This is a genomic window from Ideonella sp. P3_A4 (genome assembly GCF_056403075.1).
Window position 1 is genome coordinate 1 of the sequence record NZ_JBFUGE010000541.1, and the last position, 4,094, is coordinate 4,094.

The 4,094-nt window shown below is 67.1% G+C and carries 4 protein-coding genes; 2 read left to right on the plus strand and 2 right to left on the minus strand.

Annotation, left to right across the window (positions count from 1 at the left end; translation table 11 throughout):
* A partial coding sequence (locus AC1DYI_RS28525; protein WP_477207499.1) for a Bax inhibitor-1 family protein occupies positions 1–537 on the plus strand: 537 nt, incomplete at its 5' end.
* Positions 538–653: 116 nt separating this feature from the next.
* Positions 654–1,895, plus strand: coding sequence for an NAD(P)/FAD-dependent oxidoreductase (locus AC1DYI_RS28530; protein WP_477207500.1), 1,242 nt, complete (start codon positions 654–656; stop codon positions 1,893–1,895).
* 198 nt (positions 1,896–2,093) lie between these two features.
* Here the strand turns inward: AC1DYI_RS28530 and rlmD are convergent, their stop codons facing one another.
* A complete protein-coding gene (gene rlmD / locus AC1DYI_RS28535; protein WP_477207501.1) occupies positions 2,094–3,443 on the minus strand; it encodes a 23S rRNA (uracil(1939)-C(5))-methyltransferase RlmD in 1,350 nt (449 codons plus the stop codon).
* A 79-nt stretch (positions 3,444–3,522) separates the two neighbouring features.
* A partial coding sequence (locus tag AC1DYI_RS28540; protein ID WP_477207502.1) for a peptidoglycan DD-metalloendopeptidase family protein occupies positions 3,523–4,094 on the minus strand: 572 nt, incomplete at its 5' end.

Below are 4,094 nucleotides of genomic sequence, written 5' to 3' on the forward strand. Positions count from 1 at the left end.
GCCATGAGCCCCGGCATCGGGATGATCGTGTTCTTCGCCGGCGCGTTCGGCTTCATGTTCGCGATCGAAAAGACCAAGCACTCGGCTGCTGGCGTCGGCGTGCTGCTGGCCTTCACCTTCTTCATGGGCCTGATGCTCTCGCGGCTGCTGGCTGCGGTGCTGGGCTTCAAGAATGGCAGCGCGCTGGTGATGACGGCCTTTGGCGGTACCGCGGGCGTGTTCCTCGCGATGGCGATGCTGGCCTCGGTGATCAAGCGTGACCTGTCGGGCATGGGCAAGTTCCTGTTCGTCGGTGCGCTGGTGATCATGGTCGCAGGCATCATCAACGTGTTCGTGCAGTCCAGCGCCGCGTTCCTGACCATGTCAGTGCTGTGCATCGGCCTGTTCTCGGCCTTCATGGTCTACGACCTGAAGCGCGTGATCGACGGCGGCGAAACCAACTACATCAGTGCCACGCTGGCGCTGTACCTGGACATCTACAACGTGTTCCAGAGCCTGCTCAGCCTGCTGGGCATCTTCGGCGGCGAAAGCGACTGAGCAATCGTTGGCGCGGCCTCCGCGCCAACACGACCAAGGGCCCCGCGCGGGCCCTTTTTCTTTGCGGCCCAGCGGCACAATGGACACCGCCATCCCCTTCGCTTGAATCTCTCACGATGAACGCACCGGACTGGAACCAGCCATTGGCCGCATTGCCGGAGCGCTGCGAGGTGCTTGTGGTCGGCGCAGGCCCCGCAGGCAGCGCCTGTGCGCGCCTGCTGGCGCATGCCGGCCGCGACGTGGTGCTGGTGGATGCCCAGGCGTTTCCGCGCGACAAGGTGTGTGGCGACGGGCTGGTGCCAGACACCCATGCCGCGCTGCGCCGGCTTGGCATGCACGAACGGGTGATGGCCCTGGCACAGCGCGCCAAGGCCGCACAGTGCGTAGCGCCGAGCGGCAGCTTCATCGACGTACCGGGCGAACTGGCGGTGCTGCCGCGGCGGGAACTGGATGCCCTGCTTTGCGCCGGCGCCGTCGAGGCCGGTGCGCGCATGATCGCGCCAGCCCGATTCATCAACCCTTTGCGTGATGAGAACGGCCGCGTGATCGGCGCGCGCCTGGGCCACGCGGGCGCAACGCACGACATCCAGTGCCGCTGGCTCGTGCTAGCGACGGGCGCCACACCAGCCGCCATGCTGGCCGCCGACCTGTGCGAACGGCGCACGCCCAGCGCCATGGCGCTACGCACCTACGTTCGCCACCCCGGCATGGTCGATGCGATACCGAACCTGCGCTTCGTCTGGCACCAGCGCCTCAGCGGAGGCTACGGCTGGATCTTTCCGGCGCCCGGCGGAATGTTCAACATCGGCGTCGGGCTGCTCGACAGCCACACCTCGGCAGCCGACGGCACACCACACAAGGCGCGCAACCTGCGCGAGCTGTTCGACGACTTTCTGGCCGTGGACCCGATCGCCGGACGACTGATGCGCGAAGGCGAGAGCCTGGGCGAGCTGAAGGGCGCGCCGCTGCGCTGTGACCTGGATGGTGCCAAGTGGCTGGCGCCTGGCGTGCTGGTCGCCGGTGAAGCCGCAGGTGCGACCTACGCCTTCACAGGCGAAGGGATTGGCAAGGCGCTCGAAACTGGCATTGCCGCCGCGGAATGCTTGGCGGCCGGCGCTGAGGACGACAGTGCGGTGCTGGCCGACTATCGGTGCCGGCTGGATGCCCTGCGGCCGCGCTTCGAGATGTTCCGCAAGGCCGCCAGCTTCAATCGCTACCCGCTCTTGGTCAGCCTGGTCGTCTGGCGCGCCCGTCACAGCAAACGAATGACCGCCCGGCTGTCCGACATCCTGAACGAACGCCGCATGCCAGGCAGCCTGCTGTCCTGGCGGGGCTTCAAGGGGATGATGTTCGGCTAGATGAGGCCCCTACGCCCCTCTCGGGGGCTGCCTTGCAGGCCGCGCCGAGCCAGAGKCTCGGCCCYTCGCTAGGCAMGAACAGTCCTCAGGACTGTTCATGTCCGAGCAAAGCCCCCCAAGGGGGCTCGCGCAGTGGACCGGCAAAGCCGGATCCACGCACGCCACTTGAAGTAGGCGGCGCTGCGCGCGCCTAGGGGCTCAGTCGCGCTCGAAGACTGCGATGGATTCGACGTGGGCGGTGTGGGGGAACATGTTGACCGCGCCGGCGGCGGTGCAGCGATAGCCTGCCACGTTCACCAGCAGGCCTGCGTCGCGCGCCAGTGTGGCGGGGTTGCAGCTGACGTAGACGATGCGCTTGGGTGGTTGCCAGTCGTCGTGTGGTGCTTCGGCTAAATCGGCCAGCGCTTTGGCCAGCGCGAAGGCTCCTTCGCGCGGCGGGTCGACCAGCCATTTGTCGGCGCGGCCAAAGGCCACCAGGTCGTCCGGCGTCAGTTCGAACAGGTTGCGCGCAGCAAAGCTGGTGTTGGTGGCCAAGCCATTGCGCGCGGCGTTCTGCCGTGAACGTTCGACCAGCACCTCACTGCCTTCGATGCCCAGCACCTCACGCGCCTGCGTGGCCAGCGGCAGCGTGAAGTTGCCCAGGCCGCAGAACCAGTCGATCACGCGCTCGTCGGGCTGGACCTGCAACAGGCGCAGCGCCCGACCCACCAGCACCGTGTTGATCTGGTGATTCACCTGGGTGAAGTCGGTTGGCTTGAACGGCATCGTCAGGCCGAATTCGGGCAGCGTGTAGGCCAGCTCGGGGCCGTCGTCGTCGAGCAGGTGAACGGTGTCCGGCCCCTTGGGCTGCAACCACCACTGCACACCGTGCTTCGCACCGAACTCACGCAAGCGCGTCACGTCTGCGCCAGACAAAGGCTCCAGATGACGCAGCACCAAGGCCGTCACGGCCTCGCTGCCGGCCAGCTCGATCTGCGGCAGGCGATCGCGCCCGTCCATCGAGCCGATCAGTTCGCGCAGCGGCAGYAGCATGTCGCTGACTTGGCGCGGCAGCACATGGCACTCGCTCATGTCGGCCACGTAGCGTGACTTGCGCTCGTGGAAACCGACCAGCACCGTGCCCTTCTTCGCCACATAGCGCACCGACAGACGCGCGCGCAGCCGGTAGCCCCAGGTCGGGCCCTCGATCGGCCGCAGCATGCGCTCAGACTTCACCTTGCCCAGGTGGGCCAGGTTGTCCTCCAGCACGCGCTGCTTGATTGCCACCTGGGCCCCTGCGTGCAGGTGCTGCATCTTGCAGCCGCCGCATGCGCCCGCATGCAAACCGAAATGCGGGCAGGCCGGACGCACGCGCTGCGAGCTTTCGCGGCGCATCTCGCGCATCACTGCCTGTTCCCACTGGTTCTTGCGCCGGCCGACAACGACCTGCACCTGCTCGCCCGGCAGCGCGCCTTCGATGAAGACGACCTTGCCTTCGCTGTTGTGGGCCACGCCCTGGGCTTCGATGTCGAGCGATTCGACGGTCAGCCACTCATCTGCTTGGGTCATGAAAATCTCGTACGAACTGCGCAAAGGCCGACGCCGCCCGGAGGCGGCGCCATGATGCCGAAGCAGCGTTGGGAACTACTCAGCGTGGGGGCAACAGCTTGCTGGGATCGATCGGTTTGCCCTGGCGGCGCACCTCGAAGTGCAGTTGCACCCGCTCGGCGTCCGACGAGCCCATCTCGGCGATCTTCTGGCCCTTGCGCACGACCTGATCTTCCTTCACCAGCAGCGTCTGGTTGTGGGCGTAGGCGGTCAGGTACGTGGCGTTGTGCTTGACGATGACGAGGTTGCCGTAACCACGCAGGCCCGAGCCGGCATAGACGACACGGCCGTCGGCCGCGGCATAGACCGGGTCACCCGCTTTGCCGGTGATGGCCAAGCCCTTGTTGCGCGACTCGTCGAACGGCGTGGCCACCGGGCCGGCTGCTGGCCAGGCCCACTGCACGTCGTCGTCGTTGTCTCTGGACGGGACCGCCGGGCCGACACCCGAGGCGGCCGGCGCCGTTCCTGAAGCCGCAGGTGCCGGTGGCTTGGCGCTGCCATCCAGCGGCTTGGTCTCGATCTTCGGCGCCGTCACCGGCTTGGTGCTGACCGCGGTTTCGGCGGCCGGCGGCATCACGCGCAGCACCTGGCCGACTTCGATCACGTTCGGGT